Origin of the sequence: Natronorubrum amylolyticum (assembly GCF_052040145.1) — an archaeon.
Classification (GTDB): domain Archaea; phylum Halobacteriota; class Halobacteria; order Halobacteriales; family Natrialbaceae; genus Natronorubrum.
On record NZ_JBPPFW010000002.1, the window covers coordinates 846,304 to 867,359 of the forward strand.

At 64.0% G+C, this 21,056-nt stretch carries 22 protein-coding genes; 17 read left to right on the forward strand and 5 right to left on the reverse strand.

Annotated elements, in window-relative coordinates; all coding sequences use genetic code 11:
* The first annotated feature begins 137 nt into the window (after positions 1-137).
* A complete protein-coding gene (locus tag ACSFDB_RS10370; protein ID WP_440770913.1) occupies positions 138-1,262 on the forward strand; it encodes an acyl-CoA dehydrogenase family protein in 1,125 nt (374 codons plus the stop codon).
* A 34-nt stretch (positions 1,263-1,296) separates the two neighbouring features.
* On the opposite strand, the gene ACSFDB_RS10375 is transcribed toward ACSFDB_RS10370, so the two are convergent.
* Entirely contained in the window at positions 1,297-2,151 is an 855-nt protein-coding gene (locus tag ACSFDB_RS10375) for a 3-hydroxyacyl-CoA dehydrogenase family protein (RefSeq protein ID WP_440770914.1), read from the reverse strand.
* 162 nt (positions 2,152-2,313) lie between these two features.
* Between ACSFDB_RS10375 and ACSFDB_RS10380 the strand changes: the two genes are divergently transcribed.
* The 4 genes from ACSFDB_RS10380 to ACSFDB_RS10395 all read left to right on the forward strand — a co-directional run bounded on the left by ACSFDB_RS10380 (position 2,314) and on the right by ACSFDB_RS10395 (position 4,837).
* The gene (locus tag ACSFDB_RS10380; protein ID WP_440770915.1) at positions 2,314-3,483 is read left to right on the forward strand and encodes a thiolase C-terminal domain-containing protein; all 1,170 of its coding nucleotides are present in this window, start codon (positions 2,314-2,316) and stop codon (positions 3,481-3,483) included.
* A gap of 115 nt (positions 3,484-3,598) precedes the next feature.
* Positions 3,599-3,997 (forward strand): Zn-ribbon domain-containing OB-fold protein, encoded by a 399-nt coding sequence (locus ACSFDB_RS10385; protein WP_440770916.1) that lies wholly within the window; start codon positions 3,599-3,601, stop codon positions 3,995-3,997.
* Positions 3,981-4,397, forward strand: coding sequence for an acyl-CoA thioesterase (locus ACSFDB_RS10390; RefSeq protein ID WP_440770917.1), 417 nt, complete (start codon positions 3,981-3,983; stop codon positions 4,395-4,397). Before ACSFDB_RS10385 ends, ACSFDB_RS10390 begins: the two co-directional genes overlap by 17 nt.
* A 50-nt stretch (positions 4,398-4,447) precedes the next feature.
* Positions 4,448-4,837 carry a MaoC/PaaZ C-terminal domain-containing protein gene (locus ACSFDB_RS10395; protein ID WP_440770918.1) on the forward strand — a complete coding sequence of 130 codons (390 nt, stop codon included), beginning with the start codon at positions 4,448-4,450 and terminating at the stop codon, positions 4,835-4,837.
* 27 nt (positions 4,838-4,864) lie between these two features.
* Here the strand turns inward: ACSFDB_RS10395 and ACSFDB_RS10400 are convergent, their stop codons facing one another.
* Positions 4,865-6,499: an acetate--CoA ligase gene (locus ACSFDB_RS10400; RefSeq protein WP_440770919.1), complete on the reverse strand. Its 1,635-nt coding sequence runs from the start codon at positions 6,497-6,499 to the stop codon at positions 4,865-4,867.
* Between the two features lie 190 nt (positions 6,500-6,689).
* On the opposite strand from ACSFDB_RS10400, the gene ACSFDB_RS10405 reads away from it, so the two are divergent.
* The 5 genes from ACSFDB_RS10405 (at position 6,690) to ACSFDB_RS10425 (ending at position 10,708) form a co-directional block, all read left to right on the forward strand.
* Positions 6,690-7,574 carry a halocarboxylic acid dehydrogenase DehI family protein gene (locus tag ACSFDB_RS10405; RefSeq protein WP_440770920.1) on the forward strand — a complete coding sequence of 295 codons (885 nt, stop codon included), beginning with the start codon at positions 6,690-6,692 and terminating at the stop codon, positions 7,572-7,574.
* Positions 7,575-7,670: 96 nt separating this feature from the next.
* Positions 7,671-8,354 carry a haloacid dehalogenase type II gene (locus ACSFDB_RS10410; protein WP_440770921.1) on the forward strand — a complete coding sequence of 228 codons (684 nt, stop codon included), beginning with the start codon at positions 7,671-7,673 and terminating at the stop codon, positions 8,352-8,354.
* A gap of 207 nt (positions 8,355-8,561) precedes the next feature.
* Positions 8,562-8,864 (forward strand): hypothetical protein, encoded by a 303-nt coding sequence (locus ACSFDB_RS10415; RefSeq protein ID WP_440770922.1) that lies wholly within the window; start codon positions 8,562-8,564, stop codon positions 8,862-8,864.
* Complete coding sequence (locus tag ACSFDB_RS10420; protein ID WP_440770923.1) at positions 8,851-10,527, forward strand: sodium:solute symporter family protein; 1,677 nt, start codon at positions 8,851-8,853, stop codon at positions 10,525-10,527. The genes ACSFDB_RS10415 and ACSFDB_RS10420 overlap by 14 nt, the downstream gene beginning before the upstream one ends.
* 16 nt (positions 10,528-10,543) lie before the next feature.
* Positions 10,544-10,708, forward strand: coding sequence for a hypothetical protein (locus ACSFDB_RS10425; RefSeq protein ID WP_162832107.1), 165 nt, complete (start codon positions 10,544-10,546; stop codon positions 10,706-10,708).
* A 239-nt stretch (positions 10,709-10,947) separates the two neighbouring features.
* On the opposite strand, the gene ACSFDB_RS10430 is transcribed toward ACSFDB_RS10425, so the two are convergent.
* Positions 10,948-11,382, reverse strand: a complete 435-nt coding sequence (locus tag ACSFDB_RS10430) for a universal stress protein (protein ID WP_440770924.1) — start codon at positions 11,380-11,382, stop codon at positions 10,948-10,950.
* Between the two features lie 150 nt (positions 11,383-11,532).
* Here ACSFDB_RS10430 and ACSFDB_RS10435 point away from each other — a divergent pair, with 150 nt between their 5' ends.
* Positions 11,533-13,233, forward strand: a complete 1,701-nt coding sequence (locus tag ACSFDB_RS10435; RefSeq protein WP_440770925.1) for an acyl-CoA mutase large subunit family protein — start codon at positions 11,533-11,535, stop codon at positions 13,231-13,233.
* A 36-nt stretch (positions 13,234-13,269) separates the two neighbouring features.
* Here the strand turns inward: ACSFDB_RS10435 and ACSFDB_RS10440 are convergent, their stop codons facing one another.
* The gene (locus ACSFDB_RS10440; RefSeq protein ID WP_440770926.1) at positions 13,270-13,794 is read right to left on the reverse strand and encodes a GNAT family N-acetyltransferase; all 525 of its coding nucleotides are present in this window, start codon (positions 13,792-13,794) and stop codon (positions 13,270-13,272) included.
* Between the two features lie 153 nt (positions 13,795-13,947).
* Here ACSFDB_RS10440 and ACSFDB_RS10445 point away from each other — a divergent pair, with 153 nt between their 5' ends.
* A complete protein-coding gene (locus ACSFDB_RS10445) occupies positions 13,948-14,364 on the forward strand; it encodes a cobalamin B12-binding domain-containing protein (protein WP_440770927.1) in 417 nt (138 codons plus the stop codon).
* A complete protein-coding gene (gene meaB, locus ACSFDB_RS10450; RefSeq protein WP_440770928.1) occupies positions 14,361-15,434 on the forward strand; it encodes a methylmalonyl Co-A mutase-associated GTPase MeaB in 1,074 nt (357 codons plus the stop codon). The genes ACSFDB_RS10445 and meaB overlap by 4 nt, the downstream gene beginning before the upstream one ends.
* Positions 15,435-15,517: 83 nt before the next feature.
* On the opposite strand, the gene ACSFDB_RS10455 is transcribed toward meaB, so the two are convergent.
* Positions 15,518-16,660: an acyl-CoA dehydrogenase gene (locus tag ACSFDB_RS10455; RefSeq protein ID WP_440770929.1), complete on the reverse strand. Its 1,143-nt coding sequence runs from the start codon at positions 16,658-16,660 to the stop codon at positions 15,518-15,520.
* A 213-nt stretch (positions 16,661-16,873) separates the two neighbouring features.
* Between ACSFDB_RS10455 and ACSFDB_RS10460 the strand changes: the two genes are divergently transcribed.
* The 4 genes from ACSFDB_RS10460 (at position 16,874) to ACSFDB_RS10475 (ending at position 21,027) form a co-directional block, all read left to right on the forward strand.
* Entirely contained in the window at positions 16,874-17,353 is a 480-nt protein-coding gene (locus ACSFDB_RS10460) for a MaoC/PaaZ C-terminal domain-containing protein (RefSeq protein ID WP_440770930.1), read from the forward strand.
* A gap of 65 nt (positions 17,354-17,418) precedes the next feature.
* Complete coding sequence (locus ACSFDB_RS10465) at positions 17,419-18,312, forward strand: MBL fold metallo-hydrolase (protein ID WP_440770931.1); 894 nt, start codon at positions 17,419-17,421, stop codon at positions 18,310-18,312.
* 107 nt (positions 18,313-18,419) lie between these two features.
* Complete coding sequence (locus ACSFDB_RS10470; RefSeq protein WP_440770932.1) at positions 18,420-19,940, forward strand: amidase; 1,521 nt, start codon at positions 18,420-18,422, stop codon at positions 19,938-19,940.
* Between the two features lie 817 nt (positions 19,941-20,757).
* Positions 20,758-21,027, forward strand: a complete 270-nt coding sequence (locus ACSFDB_RS10475) for a thioredoxin family protein (RefSeq protein WP_007110841.1) — start codon at positions 20,758-20,760, stop codon at positions 21,025-21,027.
* Positions 21,028-21,056 lie beyond the last annotated feature (29 nt).

Consider the following 21,056-nt stretch of genomic DNA (forward strand, 5'->3'; position numbering starts at 1 on the left):
CCGGTTAACGATTCCGTTCATCCGGCGTTCGTCGCGCGAGTCGGGTCTGCGAGGGTTCTCGAGGTGCACCATCCTTGAACGTATCCGACGACTGTCGAATCGCACACTTTAGTAGCAGCCTCGAGAAGAGGGAGGTAATGACGCTGACAGACGAACAGGAGCTCATCCGGAACACGGTACAGGAGTTCGTCGAGAACGAGGTCGGAGTCGACGTCGACGAAGCGGACGCGAACCAGGCGTTCCCGGAAGACGTCTGGGACGGCCTCGCGGAACTCGACCTCACGGGGCTGACGGTCCCCGAGGAGTACGGCGGACTCGACGTCGACACGCTCACGTACAGCATCGTCAACGAGGAACTCGCGTACGGCCACCTCGCCGTCGCGACGGCCCTCTCGGTCCACTGTCTCGCCACCTCCTGCATCCGGCAGTTCGGCTCGGAGGCACACCGCGAGGAGTGGCTCCCGGAGATGGTGTCGGGCCGCCCGGTCGGCGCGTTCGCGCTGTCGGAGCCCCACGCCGGCTCGAACCCCGCCGAACTGTCGACCGAAGCGACTCGAGACGGCGACGAGTACGTCATCAACGGCAAGAAGCAGTGGATCACGAACGGCGAGCGCGCGGGCGTCGTCATCCTCTTCGCCAAGACCGACCGCGACGACTCCGACAGCGTCACCCAGTTCCTCGTCCCGAAGGACGTCGAGGGGCTCGAGGTCGGCAAGAAGGAGGACAAACTCGGTCTGCGCGCGAGCGACACGACGACGCTCATCTTCGACGACGTCCGCATTCCGGCCGAGAATCGGCTGACTGAGGTCGGAAAGGGGCTCAGCTCCGCGTTCTCGATCCTGACCGGCGGCCGGGTCGCGATCGCGAGTCAGGCGGTCGGCGTCGCGCAGGCGGCGCTCGACGACTCGATCACCTACGCGCACGACCGCGAGCAGTTCGGCAAGCCGATCGTCGAACACCAGGCGATCGGGCACAAACTCGCCGACATGCAGACGGACGTGCAGGCGGCCCGCCTGCTCACCCGCGACGCGGCGCGCCAGAACGAGGGCGGCGTCGCCCCGAAGGCGGCCGCGATGGCGAAGTACTTCGCCAGCGAGACGGCGGTGGACGTGGCGAGCGAGGCGGTCCAGATCCACGGCGGCTACGGCTACACGAAGGACTTCGACGTCGAGCGCTACTACCGCGACGCCAAGATCACGACGATCTACGAGGGCACCTCCGAGATCCAGAAGAAGATCATCGCCCGGCACCTGAAGCGGTAGGCGCTCGACGCAACTCGAACTCGAGCGAACGAGCCTAGTCGTACTCGTAGAACCCAACGCCGGTCTTCTTCCCGAGGTCGCCCGCTTCGACCTTCCGCTTGAGGAGGTAGGCGGGCTTGTAGCGGTCGCCGAGTTCCTCGTACAGCGTTTCGGTCGCGTGCAGGCAGATGTCCAGACCGATATGGTCCGCGAGCGTCAGCGGCCCCATCGGGACGTTCGTGCCGAGTTCCATGCCGGCGTCGATGTCCTCCTTCGTGGCGACGCCCTCGTCGAACGCGCGGATCCCCTCGTTGATCCACGGCATCAGGATGCGGTTCGTGACGAAGCCGGGTTTGTCGTCTGCCTCCCAGGTCGTCTTCTCGAGGTCCTCGGAGAACTCGTGGGCGAACTCGACGATCTCCGGGTCGGTCTTCTCGCCGACGACGACCTCGACGCCCTCCATGATCGGGACGGGATTCATGAAGTGCAGTCCGACCACGCGCTCCGGCGCGTCGAGATCGCCCGCGATCGAGGTGATCGAGAGCGTGCTCGTGTTCGTCGCGAGCACGCACTCTTCGTCGCAGACGTCCTCGAGGTCCGCGAAGATATCCCGCTTCACGTCGAGCTTCTCGAGGGCGGCCTCGACCACGATATCGCAGTCCGCGAGGTCGTCGAGACTCGTCGTGCCCTCGATTCGGTCCCGGATGGTGTCGGGCTCTTCCTGCAGGGAGTCGCGTCCCTCGAGCCGCCCGAGACTGTCGTCGATCGTCTCGAAGCCGTTCTCGACGAACTCCTGCTCGATGTCCCGCATCACGACGTCGTAGCCGTGCGTGGCGGCGACCTGTGCGATACCGCTGCCCATCGTTCCCGCGCCGACGACGCCGACGCGGTCGATCGTCTTGTCGACCATTGCCAGAAGGTGTTTCGACCACGCTGATAAGTGTAGCGCCTCGAGCGGCTGTCGCCCCGAGTCGGGACCTCCTCGCCTCCGGTGAAGACGCCATCGATCCGAGTCGCGGGCCGCTGTCGATACACCTAAATCGTCGTCTGTGTAATCGTGTCGTGGTAGCTAATGACGAAGGCATTCATTGCCGGATCAGGGACGACTGCGTTCGGATCGTTTCCGGACCGAACCGGACGAGACATGTTCGCCGAGGCCGGACTCGCCGCGCTCGACGACGCCGGACTCTCCTCCGCGGACGTCGACGAAGTGTTCTACGGAAACTTCGTCGGCACGCTCTCGGAGAAACAGGGCCACCAGGGACCGCTCGTCGCGGAGGCCCTCGGTACGACCGCGCCGGCGAGACGGGTCGAGAGCGCCTGCGCCTCGAGCGGCGTCGCGATTCGGGACGCGGTCCGCGCCGTTCGGGCCGGTGACGCCGACGTGGTCGTCGCCGGCGGCATGGAACGGATGAGCAACATGGGGACCGCCGGCGCGACCGACGGCCTGGCTCGCGCGGCGGACGACCTCTTCGAAGTACGGGCCGGCGTTACCTTCCCGGCAGCCTACGCGCTGTTGACTCGAGCCTACTTCGACGCCTACGGCGGCGACCGGACGGACCTCGCCCACGTCGCGGTCAAGAACCACGACAACGCGCTCGTCAACGACCACGCTCACCTCCGCCAGGAGATCACCGTCGACGACGTCCTCGAGGCCCCGGAGATCGCCGCGCCACTCGGGCTGTACGACGCCTGCCCGATCAGCGACGGCGCCGCCGCCGTCGTCCTCTGCTCTCCGTCCTACGCCGCCGAGCACGGGCTCGACTCGGGCGTCGCGATTACGGGCTCGGGCCACGGCGGCGACACGATGGCGCTGCAGGATCGCCAATCGCTCGCGAAGACCCCCGGGACGCGCGAGGCCGCCGAAGCGGCGTACGACGACGCTGGGATCTCTCCCGACGAGGTCGACATCGCCGAAGTCCACGACTGCTTCACGATCGCGGAAGTGCTCGCCCTCGAGGGACTGGGCCTCTACAGCTACGGTGAGGCGCTCGGGGCGGCCCGCCGCGGCGAGACGCGCCGCGACGGCGCGCTGCCGGTGAACCTCTCGGGCGGGCTGAAGGCCAAGGGTCACCCCGTCGGCGCGACCGGCGCGGCCCAGATCGCGGCCGTCAGGACGCTGCTCGAGGGAACCCATCCCCGGTCGGACGCCGTCGACGACGACGTCACCGTCGGGCTGGCCCACAACGCCGGCGGGACGGTCGCCAGTGCGACGGTTCACGTGATGGAGGTCGTCGCGTGAGCGAGCCTCGAGAGCGAACGCGAGTACACCGGATCTCCGGTCCGGGGGTGGTTGCGCGAGCGAACGGAGTGGTGCGAACGCAACGACGCCAGCGCGAAGCGCTGGAGGTGGTCGAATGAGCGACGCTCGTAACGCCGGCTACGACGAGTTCCTCGAGGCCCTCGAGTCCGGCGACGGCTACTATCACGAGTGTGCGAACGGCCACGGAACGCTCCCGCCGCGACGGGTCTGCCCCCACTGCGGGGATCGCGACCTCGAGACGCTGCCGTTGCCGGAAACGGGCGAAATCGTCACGCACACGACCGTCACTGTGCCGACGCCGGCGTTCGACGACGACGCGCCCTACGTGACGGCGCTCGCGGCGTTCGGGCCGGTCAGACTGACCGGAATCGTCCGCGGGGTCGGTCCAGCCGATGTCGATATCGGAGACGCCGTCACGGCCACTGTCGAACCGAGCGAGACGACCGACGACCGAACGATCACGTTCCGACCGACCGATGGCACACACGACTGAGATCACCGTCGACTGGGGCGACACCGACGCCGGCGGGCTCATCTACTACCCGCGATTCTTCCACTTCGTGATCGTCGGGCTGAACGACTACTTCAGGCTCGCCACCGACGGCAAACACCCAATGGAACGGTACCGACGAGCCGGCTACGTCCTTCCCGCGGTCGAAGCCTCGGCCTCGTTCCACTCGCCGCTTCGGGCGGGCGACGAGGCCGTCATCGAGACGACCGTCATCGACAGCGGGACGTCCTCGCTGACGCTCGCGTTCGCGATCACCCGCGCGGCGGACGACGAACGCATCGCCGACGGCGAGGTGTCGTTCGTCTTCGTCGACGACTCGTTCGAAGCCACGCCGCTGCCCGACGAGATTCGCGAGTGCATCCGCGCTCGCGGCGACGCGTAACCCGCTCGATCGGCAGTAGCTTGAAATCGGTTCGACGAGAACGAACGACCATGTCGACGTCAGTTCCGGAAGCAGGCGAGGAGTACACGTACGAGCGGACGTTCACCGTCGCGGAGGTTCGCGAGTTCGGCGAACTCTCGGGCGATCAGCAGGCGATTCACACGGAACCGAACGAGGACGGCGAGCTGGTGGTTCAGGGCCTTCTCACCGCGAGCCTCCCGACGAAGATCGGCGGCGATCTCAGTTATCTCGCGCGCCGAATGGAACTCGAGTTCGTCCGGCCGGTGTACACGGGCGACCGAATCACCTGCACCCTGCGAAACGAGTCGGTGAACGAGGGCGACGATCGCTACGAGATCGAGAGCAGCGTCGTCTGTACGAACGGTGACGGCAAAATCGTTCTCGAAGGGGAGATAGCGGGACTGATCTGGAAGGAGTGAGCGGCTGAGTTCAGTTGACGGCGGGGATTAGCTGTACTTCTCCTGTTCTTGCTGGCGGAGTTCGATCCGGCGGATTTTCCCGCTCGAGGTCTTGGGCAGTTCGTCGACGAACTCGATGCGGCGCGGGTATTTGTAGGGTGCCGTCTCCTCTTTCATGAAGTCCTGTAATTCGTTTTTGAGGTCCTCGCTCCCCTCGTACTCCTCGGCGAGGATCACGTAGGTCTTGACGACGCTGCCGCGTTCGTCGTGGGGGCTGTCGACCGCGGCCGCTTCGGCGACGGCGTCGTGACTGACGAGCGCGTCCTCGACCTCGAACGGACCGATGCGGTAGCCCGCGGAGATGATGATGTCGTCGGCTCGCCCCTCGAAGAAGAAGTAGCCGTCTTCGTCCTGGGAGGCCAGGTCGCCGGTCCGGTAGTACTCGCCCGAGAGCTTCTGCTCGTCGAGTTCGGGCTTCTCGTAGTAGCCGTCGAAGATGGCCGGCGAGTCGACGGGAACGGCGATTTCGCCGATCTCGCCGGGCTCGACCTCTTTCTCCTCGTCCATTTCGATGATCGTCGCGCCGACGCCGGGAGTCGGTTTCCCCATGCTGCCGGTCTTGACGTCGATTCCGGGGTAGTTCGTCACGAGGGCGACGGTCTCGGTCTGGCCGTAGCCGTCCCGCGGGGTCACGCCCCAGGCGTCCTGGATGCGCTCGATCGGCTCGCGGTTGAGCGGTTCGCCGGCCGAGAGGGTGTCGTTCAACTGGACGTCGTAGGACTCGAGGTCGGCGTTCGCGAACATTCGGTACTGGGTGGGGACCGCACAGAGCTTGGTGACGCCCTCGTCCTGAAGAATTTCGAGGAAGACGTCGGGTTCGAAATCGCCGTCGTAGATGAGCTGGGTCGCGCCGGTCGTCAGGCCGACGCCGACGGGGCTCCAGAACCACTTCGCCCAGCCGGTGCCGGTCGTCGCCCACAGCAGTTCGTCCTCGAGGTCGGTGTCTTCGTCGACGCCCCACCAGTAGGGGGCGTTGACCTGGTTGAAACAGTACTGCCAGCGGTGTTTGTGCAGCACCGGTTTCGGCTGGCCGGTCGTCCCGCTGGTGTAGTTGATCGACATCGGATCCTCCGAGGACAGCTCCGGCCCGTCGTACTCGGACGACTGGCCGTCGGCGACCGACTGGACGGTCGACCACCGATCGTCGTCGAGGTCGGCGTCGTCGCCGTCGAGGACGATCACGCGCTCGAGCGGCGTCTCCTCGAGCACCGGCTCGACCATGTCGATGAGCGACTCGTGGACGACGATCGTCGTGGCGGTACAGTCGTTCGCGCGGAACTCGATGTCCTTCGCTCGCAGCATCGACGAACAAGGGACCAGCAGCGAGCCGGTTGCGAGCGCGCCCAGTTGGACGGCGAACACGTCCGGATGCCGCGGCAGGAGATGCATCACGCGGTCGCCCTGACTGACGCCGAGTTCCTCGAGCCCGTTCGCGAATCGATACATCTCGTCCCGCAGGTCGGCGTACGTCCGCTCCTCGCGGTGGCCGTCTGCGTCTAGAAACTTGATCGCGACCCGGTCGCCGAACGACGACGCGTGGTCGTCGACGGTCGACGTGATCGTGTACGACTCGGGAATGTCCCATTCGAACGACTCGACTATGGTATCGTAATCCACACCCATACTCGACCAATCATACCATGTCCGCTTTAATGTTTTCCTGTTTCCGCCGTTCTTGCCGCCGCCAATCGCCCCGGCGCGTTGGGGATCGGTGGGCGTCCGTCGAACTCGTCCGATGTGTGCTCGACGGCGCTCGTCGCTCTCGACATGGTCAACGAGAACACTTAACACGATACGCGGTCGCTGCTCCGGTATGGATACGAGCAAGCAGCTGTACGAGATCGAGGCGACGGGCTGGAAACGGGGGCTCTACGATGACATCAAACGGACGTTCAGAGCGCCGATCGTCAACTGGATCTTTCGAACGACGATCGCGAACTACCCCGAGTTCTGCCGGTACGCCTGGGGACAGGTGAAACCGGTGTTCGAGACCGCTCGGTTCGGCCGGCTATCGGTTACGTATCGGGACACCGTGCTCTCGGCACTCGAGTCCGAGTCCACCGTACCGACCTATCGCTGCGGAGAGCTCGACGTCTCGCCGGCCGAATACAGCGAACTCCGGGGCCAGCTCGCGACCTACGATATCGTCGCCCCCCGACTCGCCGTGCTCTTCGAACTCGTCGATCGAGGGCTCCACGAGGACCCGATCGGGACCGATCCCGACTCCACTCGCGAGGCGACGTCGCCCCTTCCGCCGTGGCTCGACGCCGACCGAGGACGACCGCCGACGATGATCGCGTTCGACGAGACGCCGGCCGAACTGGACGACGCGGTTTCGGCTATCCAGTCGTTTCACGGCCTCGAGGACGGCCTGCCGAGCATCTACCGAACCCTCGCGCAGTGGCCAGGCTATCTGTCCCCGATGTGGGACGACGTCGAGCCGATTCTAGAGGGCGACGCGTTCTCGACGGCCGTCGACGACGCTCGAGCGGTGGTCTCCGAGTTCGTCGACGAGGCGGCGTACGTCCCCGAACTGGGGCCGGAAGCGCTCGCCCGGCGAGGGATCGACGAGGAGGCGATACCGGAGCTGCAGACGCTGTTTCGCGACTTCAATCGGGGTCCGATCGAGACCGTCATCCCGGCGCTGCCGGTGTACGCGGCGACGGTCGACGCGACGGGGAGACGCGCGTACGACTGAGATTCATCCGTTCGAATCGAGGGGCATTCGATCGCGAAATCGACCCGTGCCAACACACCCCACTATATATGAGCGACGGCGTCTAACCGATAGCGTATGTCCTTCGATCCGACCGCCGTAGACACGATCACCGTCGATTCGTACGGGACGCTCGTCGATCCGCACTCCGTCGAGGCGACCCTCGAGGCACACGTCGACGAAATTCGACCGATCTCGACGCTCTGGCGCAGTCGCTCGATCATGTACACGATGGTCGGCAACTTCGTCGACGACTATCAGCCGTTCTACGAGATGAATCGCGACGCCCTTCGGTTTGCACTCGAGAGCCACGGTGTCGATCTCACCTCGGAGACGATCGAGGAGATCCTCTCGACGTACCACGATCTCGACCCGTTCGACGACGTCCGGGACGGACTCGAGACGCTTACGGACGCTGGCTATGACGTGTACGTGCTGTCGAACGGCAACCCCGAGATGCTCGAGTCGATGGTCGAGTCGGCGGCTATCGAGGACGTCATCGCCGACACGATCAGCGCACACGAGATTCGGACGTTCAAACCCGACGCTGACATCTACCGACACGCCGCGGCCCGAACCGGAACGCCGATCGAGTCGATAGCGCACGTCGCCGGACCAACCTTCGACGTTCGGGGAGCGATGCACGCGGGGATGCAAGGCGTGTGGATCAATCGCGACAACGGGCCGTGGGATCCCTCCGCGACGGAGCCGGATCTGACCGTCGAGACGTTCTTCGACCTTACGGACGAACTCGCGGGCTGAGCCGGGCGCGTTTCGCTCGATGGTGAGTGCCGCGGGTTGCTGACGCTGTTCGACCGAGTATCCCGCTCTGTAAAACGTATTATCATCCGAACTGCATTTAAATCAACGCGATCAGTTCAATCGGACGACGGTTCAAATGCATATGATGAATATTAGGTCTACCTATGCGTAAGAATTTAATAGTTGCATTATGACGGGGAGTAGTGTATGCAGACTCATACCAAGGAAGCACTCGCATCACTGATTGCTGCATTGGCACTCATTGGTGTGATACACTCGGGGATCTGGTTCACCATGTTCGGGACACCGGACTTCACCATACTGGGATTCCCGTTCCACTACTTCTGGATGATCGCCGGTGGGCCGGCAGCGATGTTCGTCCTGTACTGGGGGTACTACCAGTACGTTACCACCTCGATCATGGACGAAAAAGAGCAGTTGAACGCGTCGGTGGGCGACGTAAGCGGAGCCGACGAGGTCGGCGCGGAGCCGGGTGATGCCGATGATTAGGCCGCTCCCGCTCCAGGAGATGGGGGAGTACCCATTCCAGGAGACGTTCACCGATCTACTCATCCCGCTGATCATTATCGGACTCACGTTCGTCGCCTACTACGGGATCAGCTACTACATGAAAAACAAGATCAAGGGGACGGACGACTACATGGTCGCCGGCCGGACCATCGGCCCGTTCGTCAACGGCTCCGCGATCTCCGCGACCTGGGAGAGTCTGGCGACGTTCATGGGCGTCGTCGCCCTGATGGTTACGGTCCAGATCCCGTTTCTGGCCGTCTGGACCAACTTCCTACTCTCGATTCCGCTGATCGTCATCCTGTACGGACAGACGCTCCGCCGGCTCGGCTCGTACACGCCGGCGACGTTCTGTAAGGATCGATACGGCAACACGATGTCCGTCGTGATGGCGCTGCTCATCGTGTTCGTCATGCTGATGTACGCGCTGGGACAGTTCATCGGTCTCGCACAGATCGCCGAGATCCTGTTCGGCTGGGACTACACCCTCTCGCTGTTCGTCATCGCGGCACTCGTGACGGGGTACGTCGTTATCGCGGGGATGTGGGGCGTCTCCTACAACTCCGCCCTGCAGTTCTGGATCATGCTGACGGCGGCGTTCTTCCCGATGATGATCGTCCTCCACCAGCTCGGCTCGAGCGGCTGGTTCTTCCCGCCGCTCGGCTACGGTGACCTCGTTCCGGAGATGGAGGCGACCAATCCGGGCTTCTTCGACATGACGTTCGACACCCGATGGTACTTCGCCATGTTCCTGGCGATGGCGCTGGGGCCGATCGGGATGCCCCACCTGGCACAGCGTATCTTCACGAGCCGTGACGTCGAAGCCGGCCGCAAGACCGTCTTCTGGTTCGTCGCCGTGACGGGCCTCATGTTCGCGACCATCTACTCCGTCGCGTTCGCCGGCGTCATGTGGCTCGGCCAGGAAGGGTTCGAGGTCGCCGAAGCCGACTTCGACAAGATGATCTTCTACCTCAACTTCGCGTTCAGCGGCAACTCGATCACCGGCTACGTCGTCGCGGGGGCGATCGCCGGCGGGCTGTCGACCGTCAGCGGACACATGCTCGCGATCAGTGCCGCCGTCGCGAACGACGTCATCGAGGCCTTCGAGCTCGATATCACGGAAGACCGCAAGACCCAGGCCGGCTACGCGTCCGTCATCGCAGCCGGACTGATCATCGCACTTATCGCGCTGAACCCGCCCGCGTTCCTCGTCGTCAGTATCCTGTGGGCGTTCGCCGTCAGCGCCGCCGCGATCACGCCGGTGATCGTGCTCGGCGTCTGGTCCGCTCGCGTAAACCGCTACGGGGCGATCGCCTCGAGCGTCGTCGGCTTCGTTACCGTCGTCGCGCTCTCGCCGCACGCGATCGGCGGACTCGGAGCGGGTGCGGAGGGACTAACCGCCGACCTGGGGATCGACGCGATCATGATCGCGTTCCCGCTGTCGATCCTGACGTTCGTCATCGTCTCTCTCGTGGCCGAACGAATCGACTCGCTGAACGTCGATCCGGAATCGAACCGCAACCTGATCAACGAGATGCACGGCTACCCCGACGACGACGTCGACCGCTTCACGAGCGCGGTGCCGCTCATCGTGCTCGCCGTGTTGATGCTCCCGATCCTCTGGTGGGGCATCCAGCCCTGGTAATCCACATCTCTAGACTATGCAACTCTTTGGATCCAAATCCGGGACGGTGGTGTGGTTGCTCATCGGTATCGGGACCGCGGCGCTCGCGCTCCACAACGACAATCGGTTGACCGCGATCATCGCGATCGGGTGGATCACGCTCGCGGTGTTCAGCTGGGCCGAGTACCGAAAAGCGGACTGACGCGCCGATCGCCGTCGCGTTTTACAGCCGGCTCTCGCGGTCGAGGGCGACTTCGAATGCAGCGACGATCCCGGCTGCACCGACGTTCGCCGTTCGACTCGAGGTGTGCTATACCCTCTCGAGCCGTACTCGTCCGCAGAAACAGTTTGCACTCGGTCGTACGGACTACTGTAAGTCATTGACGGCGCAACCGCGATCCGTCCTGCGGTTGCACCGGTAAAAAGTTACAGCAGACCGTATCAGTCGTCGCTCATCAACACGGTGACGGGCCGATCGGCGCTGAGCAACACCGACTGGGTGACGCTGCCGAAGAGCACCTTCCCGGTCGCGCTCTTCTTCCGCCCGCTCATAACGATGCTGTCCGCGTCGATTTCCTCGGCGACCGCCAGAATATTCTCGGTGATGTCGCCCCGCTCGAGCCGCGTGTCGACGTCGATGCCCGCCTCCGCGAGGAGTGTTCGCGCCGCCTCGGTGCTGGCCGGCAACTCGGGATCAGCCCGTCCCTCCGCCCGCTGGCTCTCGAACTCCTGTAACCAGGGCTGTTTCGTCTCCTCAGAGACGTTGAGGAGGACGACCGCCTTCTCCTCGGGGCCGCCGGGCAGATCGATGACGGTTCTGGCCGCCCGCCGCGACCGCGTCTCACTCTCGTCTATCGGGAGCAGAATCATGTGCATATTTGACAATCGGTTCACCGTTACTTAACGATTTGGGCGACGGAGCCAGTCATCGGAGACGGGAGTCAATGACGTCGATATCGGCACCTCGACGATCCGCCAGCGCCCCGATAACAAGACTTTAGAATCTTGGCACTGTTATCCATACTAATGTTCGACCACACCGAGCTCGAGGACATCCGCGAGCGACAGGAGCAGTGGGAAGCGGAGACGCTCGAGCCAGCACTCGAGGGCCACGGCGAGCGAAAGGACCGATTCGCCACGGTCTCGAACCACGAAGTCGATCGTCTCTACACGCCGGAGGATATCGCCGATCTCGATTTCGAGGAAGACCTCGGCTTCCCCGGCGAGCCACCGTACACGCGCGGGCCGTATCCGACGATGTACCGCGGCCGAGCGTGGACGATGCGCCAGTTCGCCGGCTTCGGGACCGCCGAGGAGACCAACGAGCGGTTCCACTACCTCATCGACGAGGGCCAGACCGGGCTCTCGACGGCGTTCGACATGCCGTCGCTGATGGGGCTCGATTCCGACCACCCGATGAGCGAGGGCGAAGTCGGGAAGGAGGGCGTCGCCGTCGACACGCTCGCGGACATGGAGATTCTCTTCGACGGGATCGACATCGACCAGGTCTCGACGTCGTTCACGATCAACCCCTCCGCGGCGGTCATCTACGCGATGTACATCGCGCTGGCCGACCAGCAGGGCGTCCCCCGCGATAAGGTCCGCGGCACCCTCCAGAACGACATGCTCAAGGAGTTCATCGCCCAGAAGGAGTGGGTGATCCCGCCGGGGCCGTCGCTGAAGATCGTCACCGACACCATCGAGTTCGCCGTCGACGAGACGCCGAAGTTCCACCCCGTCTCCATCTCGGGCTACCACATCCGCGAGGCCGGCTCGACGGCCGCACAGGAGGCCGCGTTCACGCTCGCCGACGGCTTCGCCTACGTCGAGGACTGTCTCGACCGCGGGCTCGAGGTCGACGAGTTCGCGCCGCTGCTGTCGTTCTTTTTCAACTCCCACAACTCGATCTTCGAGGAGATCGCGAAGTTCCGCGCGTCGCGTCGCATCTACGCGAACGTGATGGAGGAGTGGTACGACGCGGAGCGCCCCGAGTCGAAGCGACTGAAGTTCCACACGCAGACGGCGGGCCAGTCCCTGACCGCCCAGCAGCCGCTGAACAACATCGCCCGCGTCACCATCCAGGCGCTCGCGGGCGTCCTCGGCGGCACCCAGTCGCTGCACACGAACAGCTTCGACGAGGCGCTGGCGCTGCCAAGCGAGAAGGCCGTCCGCGTCGCTCTGCGCACCCAGCAGATCATCGCCGAGGAGTCGGGTGCGGCCGACATCGTCGATCCGATGGGCGGCAGCTACGCCATCGAAAAGCTTACGAACGAGATGGAAGCCGAGATCATGGGCTACATCGAGGAGATCAAGGAGATCGGCGACGGCTCGGTCCGGGACGGCGTGCTCGACGGCATCCAGCAGGGCTACTTCCACCGCGAGATCGGCGAGGCGAGCTACGAGTACCAACAGCGCGTCGAACGCGGCGAGGAGGTCGTCGTCGGCGTCAACAAGTTCACCATCGAGGAAGACACCTCGCCGGACATCCTCAAGATCGACGAGACGACTCGCGATCGACAGCTCAACCGACTCGAGCGCGTCAAAGACGAACGCGACGACGAGGAGGTCGACGCGACGCTGTCGGCGCTGTCGGACGCCATCGATAACGAGGAGAACGTCATGCCGTACATCGTCGACGCGGTGAAAGCGTACGTCTCGATGGGCGAGATCATGCAGGTGTTCGAGGACCACCACGGCGCCTACCAGGAAGAGCTCTCGCCGGTCTGAGCGGGATCAATACCGGCGCGAACGGCCTCGAACTGACTACGCCAGACCGTCGATCTCCTCGGCGTACGACTCGCGCTCGAGGACGTACGTACACTCCTGATAGGTGTCTTCGCCGATCGACACCGTTTCGACTTCGTCCTGTTCGAAGCCGAACGCGCCGTAGAAGTCCTTGCCGAGTTCGTTCGCGTCGAGTACCATCGCGTTGACCTGCTCGACGCCCTGCTCGAAGAGCGAGCGACACGTCTCCTCGAGTAGCCGGCCGCCGATTCCCTCGCCGCGAGCGTCCGGCGCGACGTAGACGCGGAGAATGTTCCCGACTTCGGTCTCGTTGTCCCAGACCCCGTGGGCGAAGCCGACGATTTCGTCGTCCCGCTCGACGACCAGCATGAGCGCGCGCGCCCAGACGATGGAATCTCGGACCCGCTCCTCGGAGTACCAGTCGTCGAGTCCCTCCTGGAGCGACTCTCGGCTCAGAATCTTCGGATAGTCCTGCGTCCACGACCGCTGTGCCACGTCCTGAATCGCCTCGATGTCGTCGACGGTTGCTTCGCGGATTGCCATACAATACCAACCACGCTTGGAAAATTAATCCTTTCTTCTGGTTCGCGAGACCCTCCCTGCGAACGCTCCAACTCGGCTTTCACTGCTGAAACGAGACTGTGTGTCATCCAGCGTTCCGATAGAACCATACGGGAATACGTGAAACACAGCGGTATGAGTGCTGGCAGCGATCAGCAGAGTATCCGGTGTATGGTTGCGAAAGTCGGACTCGACGGTCACGACCGCGGGGCCCACGTCATCGCGCGGGCCTTCCGCGACGCCGGCTTCGAAGTCATCTACTCCGGACTGCACAAAGGGCCAGAAGAAATCGTCCAAGCGGCCGTCCAAGAGGACGTCGACGTCCTCGGGATCTCCATCCTTTCGGGCGCACACGACACGCTCGTCCCGAAGATCATGGACGGTCTCGAGGAGTACGGCGCGAAAGAGGATACCCTCGTCCTCGTCGGCGGCGTGATTCCCGAGGAGGACCGCCAACCGCTCAGAGACGATGGCGTGGCGGCCATCTTCGGGCCCGGAACGTCGATCGAGGAGACGATCGAATTCGTCCGCGAGAACGCACCCCAGCGATGACAGCCGACGAGGAACTGCTCGAGGCGCTGCTCGCGGGTGAACACCGCGCGCTGGCTCGAGTGATTTCGAAGATCGAGAACCGATCGTCAGGCTACCGAGATCTCGTCTCCGAACTGTACGCCCACACGGGCGAGGCAGACGTCATCGGCATCACGGGCAGCCCCGGCGCGGGGAAATCGACCTTAGTCGACAAACTCGCCGAGACCTATCGCGACCGCGGCGAGACGGTCGGCGTCATCGCGATCGACCCCTCCTCGCCCTTCACCGGCGGCGCGGTCCTCGGGGACCGAATTCGAATGGCCTCGACCGTCGGCGACATGGACGTCTTCGTCCGCTCGATGAGCGCCCGCGGCACCCTCGGCGGGCTCTCGACGGCCACCGCGGACGCCGTGAAAGCGATGGACGCCTTCGGCAAGGACAAGATCATCATCGAGACCGTCGGCGCCGGCCAAAACGAAATCGACATCGTCCGGACCGCCGACACCGTCGCCGTCCTCGTTCCGCCGGGGTCGGGCGACGATATCCAGACGTTGAAGGCCGGCATCCTCGAGATCGCGGATGTCTTCGTCGTCAACAAGGCGGATCGTCCCGGCTCGGATCGGACGGTCCAAGAACTCCGGGACATGATCCAATTGGGCGACGGCGGCGGTGGGATGAGCGGTGGCGGCGGCCACCACAGCCAGGAAGTTATCGACGCCCACGACGACTGGGACGGCGAGGTCGACGACGAAGAGGAGGTAGCGGGCTGGACGACACCCATCGTCGAAACTGTCGCGACGAAGAGCGAGGGCGTCGACCACCTCATCGACGAGTTCGCGAACCACCGCACCTACCTCGTCGACTCCGGCGAGCACGCAGAACAGGTCCGCGGCCGGTACGCCGAGGAGATCCGGACGCTGCTGCGCGAGGACGTCCACGCCCTGCTCGAGGACCGACTCGCCGAACGCGGCGGGATCGACGACCTCGCCGAATCAGTTCGTCGGGGCGAGACCGATCCCTACTCGATCGCCGGCGAGTTGCTCGACCCCGTCGAGGACTGTCTCGACGAGCTCGAGACGGAAGACGCGTAGCACTCGACCTGTCGGATCGTCATTCGGCTGTATTGCCCGATCTGCCGATCGATCGAACTAAAAACGGAGACTGCGGGCTGTCGTCAGTCCAGCAACTTCGCGGCGATCGTGTTTCGGAGCACCTCGCTCGTGCCCTCGTAGATCTCATTGAGCTTGGCGTCGCGGTAGAACCGCTCGGCGGGGAAGTCCTTGGTGTAGCCGTAGCCGCCGTGGATCTGGATCCCCTCGTTGGCGACCTCTCTCGAGATTTCGCTGGCGTACAATTTCGCCTGTGCGGCCTCCTTGATGAAGTTCTCGCCGCGGATCTTCTTGTCGGCGGCGTCGTGCATGAGCAGTCGCGCGGCACGCGTTTTCGTGTCCATGTCGGCCAGTTTGTGCTGGATCGCCTGGAAGTCCGAGATCGGCTGGTCGAACTGCTCGCGGTCCTGGCTGTACTTCGTGGCCTCGTCCAGGGCAGCCTGTGCGATCCCGATCGAACGTGCGGCGATGGTGATGCGCCCGCCGTTGAGCGTCTTCAGCGCCTGGACGAACCCCTCTCCTTCCTCGCCCAGTCGACGGTCCTCGGGGATCCAGAGGTCGTCGAACCGGAGTTCGGCGGTCGGACACCCTTTGTCGCCGAGTTTGTCCTCCGTCCCCTCGACGATGAAGCCGTCGTCCTCCTCGGGCCGAACGATGAACGAAGAGATTCCCTTGCTTCCCGCGTCTCGGTCGGTCTTCGCGAACAGCGTGACCGTATCCGCGACCGAGCCGTTCGAGATCCAGAGCTTGCCGCCGTTGATCCGGTAGCCGTCGCCGTCGCGTTCGGCGACCGTGTCCATCGCGGGCACGTCGCTGCCGGCTCCGGCTTCGGAGAGCGCGAACGCACCGATATCCGTCCCCTCGGCAACCGGTGTGAGGAACTCCTCCTTCTGGGACTCGTCGCCGAACTCGTAGAGCATGTTCCCCGCCAGCGAGATATGGGCGGCGACGATCGTGCCGAGACCGCCCGAGCCCCGCGAAATCTCCTCAAGGGCCGCCGGATAGGCGTGGTAGTCGAGTCCGGCGCCGCCGTACTCCTCGGGGAACGGCATCCCCATCAGCCCGAGTTCGGCGAGTTCGTCGACGAGTTCGTGGGGGAACTCGTCCTCGTGGTCGATCTCGTCGGCGATCGGGACGACCTCGTCGTCGACGAACTCCGCGACCATCTCGACGATCTGTCGCTGCTCGTCGGTGAAGCGAAACTCCATGCTAGACGTGTTCAGTCGATCGGCCTATAGCTGTTCCTCTTCGCGTACACGTCGGTTCCGTTCGGTCCGCTCTCGAGGACGCCGCTTCCGCGGGTTCCACTCTCGAACACGTGGTTCTCGTCTCGTTTTGTCTCGTCCCGCCTTGTTCCATCTCGTCTTCGGTGCGTGAGCGGGCGCGACAAGGTATTTGTGGGTCGTCGAAGAGGTGCCGGTATGGCCTACAGCTACGAGCCACACCACTTCGAGGCGTTCGAGGAGGGCCAGACGTTCCTGAGCCCCGGCCGAACGATCACCGAAACCGACGTGACGATGCAGGCGGCGCTGACCGGCGACTGGAACGAACTCCACACGAACGCCGAGTTCGCCGCGGAACGCGACTTCGGCGAGCGGATCGCCCACGGCGCGATGACGTTCAACTACGCGCTCGGAATGCTCATGAGCATCGGCATTCTCGAGCGAACCGCCTACGCCTTCCTCGGCATGGACGCGATGGAACTGCCGAACCCCGCCTACATCGGCGACACCGTTTCGGCCGAGATCGAGGTTGCGGAAGCGAGAGTGCTCGAGAGCCGCGACGACGTGGGGCTGGTCGTCTTCGAGACGGTGATGACGACGCAGGAGGAAACCGTCGTCTTCCGGGGCGACCTGAAGTTCTTCGTGTGCAAGACCGGGCAGGCGAAAATCGACTTCTGAGCGCGGGCGGACGAGGTTCCGAGGATCACCGAAACGGATTTGCGACTCGGCCGAACAGCTATCGTATGACCGTGTTCACCGTTACCGAGGGAGTGTACGGAATCGACGTGGAGCTGTTCGACTCGGACGTCGCCTCAGTCTACTGCTTCGACGACGACGAGCCGACGCTGGTCGACGCGGGCGTGGCCGCCACCGCCGACGAACTCCTGGACGGACTCGAGGCGTGTGGCGTTTCGCCGGCCGACCTGTCGAACGTCGTCCTCTCGCACGTCCACGTCGATCACACCGGCGCCGCGAGCGCCCTCGTCGACGCCGCACCCGACTGCGATATTTACATCCACGAATCGACCGCGCCGCACCTCGAGACCCCCGAGGGACTGATCGAGAGCAGCAGGCAAGCGATGGGCGACCATTTCGACTCGATGGGCGAACAGGGACCGGTTCCCGCGGCGAACATCGTCGGCGTCCCGGACGAGGGGACGACGATCGATATCGGCGCGAACAGCCTCGAGCTGATCCACGCACCCGGACACTCCCCCGACCACCTCGCGGTCTGGAACCCCGAACGGAACCTTCTGTTCGCCGCCGAGTGTCTCGGGATCTACTTCGGGCGGGCCGACCAGTGGTTGCCGCCGGCGACGCTCCCCAACTTCGACGTCGACGTGATCGCGGGGACGATCGATCGACTCGAGGCGCTCGAGCCCGACCGAATCATCTTTCCACACTTCGGCGTCTGGCCGAACGACCCTGAAGAGGCGTTCGAGACGGCGAGAACCGAACTCCACCGCTACGACGAACGGATCCTCGAGCTGTTCGAGGAGACCGATTCGCTCGAGGAGACGAAACGGGCTGTCGCCGAGGATCTGCTCGACCTCTCGCCGCCGTACGATCCGATCGTCGAGTCCTTCTTCGCGAAGCTGCTCACGGAGGGATACCTCAGACACCACGGCCGAATCTGAGCGGGAGCAGTCAGTGGATCTGAGCGGGCGCGGTCGATTCGTCTCGCTTTCGCGAGAGGTGCCCTCGGTGAATCTTTTTGTTCCTTGTTATCGACCGTCACAGTAGGATGTCCGAGTCACCACCGAACGTACAACCGCCGACACCGGAAGAGATCCGCGCGTACGCGGCTCACCACCATATCGACCTCTCCGACGAGGAGGTCGAGGAGTTCGAAGCCGCGATCGTCGAGACGCTGGCCGGCTACGAACGACTGGACGAGCTTCCGGATCCTCGGCCTCGAGTCGAGTACACCGACCGCGATCCCGGCTACAAACCGGGGCGCGACGAGGATCCGCTCAACGCGTTCGTCACCAAGTGCGAGGTGCGGGGAGCCGAGAACGGTCCGCTCGAGGGCTACGACGTCGGTCTCAAGGACAACGTCAACGTCGCCGGCGTCGAGATGACGCTCGGCTCGAAGCTCCTCGAGGGCTACGTGCCGTCGACGGACGCGACGATCGTCAGCCGACTGCTCGAGGCCGGCGCGACCATCACCGGGAAGCTGAACATGGAGGACATGGCGTTCTCGGGGAGCGGCGAACTCTCCGCGACCGGGCCGGTGTTGAATCCCGTCGACTCGGATCACGTCGCGGGCGGCTCCTCGTCGGGATCGGCCGCGGCCGTCGGTAACAGCGACGTCGACGTGGCCATCGGCGGCGATCAGGGTGGGTCGGTTCGCATCCCCGCCGCTTGGAGCGGGATCGTCGGCCACAAGCCCACCCACGGACTGGTTCCCTACACCGGAATCGCGGGTCTCGGTCGCTCGTTCGATCACGCCGGGCCGATGTGTTCGACCGTCGAGGACTGCGCGCGCGTACTGGACGTGATCGCCGGTGAGGACGACCTCGATCCTCGCCAAGGCGCCGTTCCGACCGACGACTACCTCGAGGCGCTTTCGGACGATCCGTCCGACGTAACCGTCGGCGTCGTCGAGGAGGGGTTCGGCCACGCGGTCAGCGAGCCGGCGGCCGACGACGCCGTTCGCGACGCCCTCACCGAGTTCGAAGACGCGGGTGCGACGGTGACGGAGGTGTCCGTCCCGATGCACGTCGACGGGCTCACGATCTGGAACGCTATCGCGACGGAGGAGACGGCCGCGACGGTCGACGCCGAGTGCATCGGCCACTACGGGAAGGGGTTCTACGACACCCAACTGGCGAACGCGTTCGGACGGGCGCGGCGAGCCCACGCCGACGACTACCTGACCACGCTGAAGCTCACGCTCGTGCTCGGCCAATATCTCTCCGACGAGTACCGCGGCCAGTACTACGCGAAGGCGAAGAACCTCGGTCGACAGTTGACCGACGCCTACGACGAGGCGCTCGCGGACGTCGACGTCCTCGCGATGCCGACGACGCCCCAGACCGCCCACGAAGTCGACGAGTCGATCTCGCGCCTCGAGGCGATCGATCGCGCGCTCAACATGCTACACAACACGTCGCCGTTCGACGTGACCGGCCACCCGGCGATATCGGTGCCCGCGGGCCGGGCGAACGACCTGCCGGTCGGACTGATGCTGATCGGCGAGCGCTTCGACGACGAGACGGTGCTCTCGAGCGCCCACGCGTTCGAGCGGCAGCACGCGTCGTGAGCGCGGTCTCGGTCGCGGACGAACGCGACCGGAAGCGACCAGCCGTCCGTCGGTCTGCGCGGACGGCTCCGGTGGCGCTAGGCAGGTGTGTTTACGACAATATGTTTGATAACATAGATACTATTGAATCTGATTAATGTTCACCAGCCGATCGAGTATCGGTTAAACGAGAACTTGTTATACTCGAGCGATAATCACCACTAGGTCTACTGTTTTCCTTGAATAATTCCCGTTCATTCGAGTTTGAGCGGTAGTTAGATCGTATACTTCGTGTTTGTATCGTTGTCGTCGGACGGTTTCACTGATCGCTTCTGAAACCGTTCTCCGTCTTCTGTTCGATCCACAAACCCACTCTCGAGACCTATACCGGACTGTTTCGATCTGCATAGACTGATCGGACTCACGAACGGGATCAAGTCGAGATCCATCCCAAACATGTATGCAAAGAAGTATTAGACAAGAGGTGTTTGTCTTTATACCTATATAGTACTCGAGCCACTGTGACCGAACCGGCGTCGCGGTACGTCGCACTCTCGGCGGAGACCACGGTGAGGGCTCGTCGAATGACTGGGCGAGCCGTTGCAACGCGGCTCCGATACGGATTCACGAGTGCACCCGTCGTCGATCGACCGGCTCAGTTTCGCGACCGGCGGCTACGGCAACGAGACGCGAAAACGGTCGGCTATCGCCCCGCTTCTCCGTCGAAACCAGCACCCGTCGGCCACGGCATGCCCCCGCGATCGACGTCTCCGATTGCGGCAATTCACAACCGGTGGGAAACCCTTATGCGCGGCGCGTTGGAACTAGCGATGAACCGATGACTGTCACACTGAAGGACTTCTACGCAGACTGGTGTGGCCCCTGCAAGACCCAGGATCCAATCCTCGAGGAGTTAGAGGACGACTGGGAGGGCCGATTCGAAGTCGAGAAAGTAAACGTGGACGAGCAACAGGATATCGCCAACGAGTACCAAGTTCGATCGCTGCCGACGCTCATCATCGAGAACGACGACGGCATCGTCGAGCGCTTCGTCGGCGTCACGCAGCGCGACGACATCGAAGACGCCCTCGAGTCCGCGGGCGCGTAAGCGCGCTCGAACTCGAGCCGCCCGTTTTT

What these genes read in the sequence shown, in the direction of transcription:
- ACSFDB_RS10465 (WP_440770931.1), top strand. Translation starts at nt 17,419, where the DNA reads ATGACCGTGTTCACCGTTACCGAGGGAGTGTACGGAATCGACGTGGAG.
- ACSFDB_RS10420 (WP_440770923.1), top strand. Translation starts at nt 8,851, where the DNA reads ATGCCGATGATTAGGCCGCTCCCGCTCCAGGAGATGGGGGAGTACCCA.
- ACSFDB_RS10435 (WP_440770925.1), top strand. Translation starts at nt 11,533, where the DNA reads ATGTTCGACCACACCGAGCTCGAGGACATCCGCGAGCGACAGGAGCAG.
- ACSFDB_RS10430 (WP_440770924.1), bottom strand. Translation starts at nt 11,382, where the DNA reads ATGCACATGATTCTGCTCCCGATAGACGAGAGTGAGACGCGGTCGCGG.
- ACSFDB_RS10375 (WP_440770914.1), bottom strand. Translation starts at nt 2,151, where the DNA reads ATGGTCGACAAGACGATCGACCGCGTCGGCGTCGTCGGCGCGGGAACG.
- ACSFDB_RS10390 (WP_440770917.1), top strand. Translation starts at nt 3,981, where the DNA reads ATGGCACACACGACTGAGATCACCGTCGACTGGGGCGACACCGACGCC.
- ACSFDB_RS10385 (WP_440770916.1), top strand. Translation starts at nt 3,599, where the DNA reads ATGAGCGACGCTCGTAACGCCGGCTACGACGAGTTCCTCGAGGCCCTC.
- ACSFDB_RS10470 (WP_440770932.1), top strand. Translation starts at nt 18,420, where the DNA reads ATGTCCGAGTCACCACCGAACGTACAACCGCCGACACCGGAAGAGATC.
- ACSFDB_RS10460 (WP_440770930.1), top strand. Translation starts at nt 16,874, where the DNA reads ATGGCCTACAGCTACGAGCCACACCACTTCGAGGCGTTCGAGGAGGGC.
- meaB (WP_440770928.1), top strand. Translation starts at nt 14,361, where the DNA reads ATGACAGCCGACGAGGAACTGCTCGAGGCGCTGCTCGCGGGTGAACAC.
- ACSFDB_RS10395 (WP_440770918.1), top strand. Translation starts at nt 4,448, where the DNA reads ATGTCGACGTCAGTTCCGGAAGCAGGCGAGGAGTACACGTACGAGCGG.
- ACSFDB_RS10400 (WP_440770919.1), bottom strand. Translation starts at nt 6,499, where the DNA reads ATGGGTGTGGATTACGATACCATAGTCGAGTCGTTCGAATGGGACATT.
- ACSFDB_RS10370 (WP_440770913.1), top strand. Translation starts at nt 138, where the DNA reads ATGACGCTGACAGACGAACAGGAGCTCATCCGGAACACGGTACAGGAG.
- ACSFDB_RS10415 (WP_440770922.1), top strand. Translation starts at nt 8,562, where the DNA reads ATGCAGACTCATACCAAGGAAGCACTCGCATCACTGATTGCTGCATTG.
- ACSFDB_RS10410 (WP_440770921.1), top strand. Translation starts at nt 7,671, where the DNA reads ATGTCCTTCGATCCGACCGCCGTAGACACGATCACCGTCGATTCGTAC.
- ACSFDB_RS10380 (WP_440770915.1), top strand. Translation starts at nt 2,314, where the DNA reads ATGACGAAGGCATTCATTGCCGGATCAGGGACGACTGCGTTCGGATCG.
- ACSFDB_RS10425 (WP_162832107.1), top strand. Translation starts at nt 10,544, where the DNA reads ATGCAACTCTTTGGATCCAAATCCGGGACGGTGGTGTGGTTGCTCATC.
- ACSFDB_RS10455 (WP_440770929.1), bottom strand. Translation starts at nt 16,660, where the DNA reads ATGGAGTTTCGCTTCACCGACGAGCAGCGACAGATCGTCGAGATGGTC.
- ACSFDB_RS10475 (WP_007110841.1), top strand. Translation starts at nt 20,758, where the DNA reads ATGACTGTCACACTGAAGGACTTCTACGCAGACTGGTGTGGCCCCTGC.
- ACSFDB_RS10445 (WP_440770927.1), top strand. Translation starts at nt 13,948, where the DNA reads ATGAGTGCTGGCAGCGATCAGCAGAGTATCCGGTGTATGGTTGCGAAA.
- ACSFDB_RS10440 (WP_440770926.1), bottom strand. Translation starts at nt 13,794, where the DNA reads ATGGCAATCCGCGAAGCAACCGTCGACGACATCGAGGCGATTCAGGAC.
- ACSFDB_RS10405 (WP_440770920.1), top strand. Translation starts at nt 6,690, where the DNA reads ATGGATACGAGCAAGCAGCTGTACGAGATCGAGGCGACGGGCTGGAAA.